Genomic DNA, 271 nt, shown 5'->3' on the forward strand with positions numbered 1-271 from the left:
CCCTGAATCATTTCTTTACTCATTTGTATTCTTAATGTGTATATGTTGAATAATGAGAAATCATAATCCTTTAACTCTTCGACATGCTGCAAATATTTTTGCTTTAGATTGCTTGTAAAAAGACTCATGAATTCAGCATTATTAAACAGTGTATTCCAATACTTTTGCCTTACACTTTTAATAAATTCGTTTTCCATATCTTCTGTATAGTTATTTGCAGAAGAATCCACTTCTAATTTTAGTATCGGTTTAGAAGTTTCTTTAAAGCTAT

Annotated in this window: 1 protein-coding gene; it reads right to left on the reverse strand. The window is 28.4% G+C overall.

Translation table 11 applies throughout. The features are described 5' to 3' along the window. Window positions 1-271: DUF4942 domain-containing protein (locus tag SB822_RS57325; RefSeq protein ID WP_410859138.1), on the reverse strand; the 271-nt coding region annotated here is incomplete at both ends.

The sequence above is a fragment of the Paraburkholderia sp. SIMBA_054 genome (assembly GCF_046534875.1).
Lineage (GTDB): Bacteria > Pseudomonadota > Gammaproteobacteria > Burkholderiales > Burkholderiaceae > Paraburkholderia > Paraburkholderia hospita.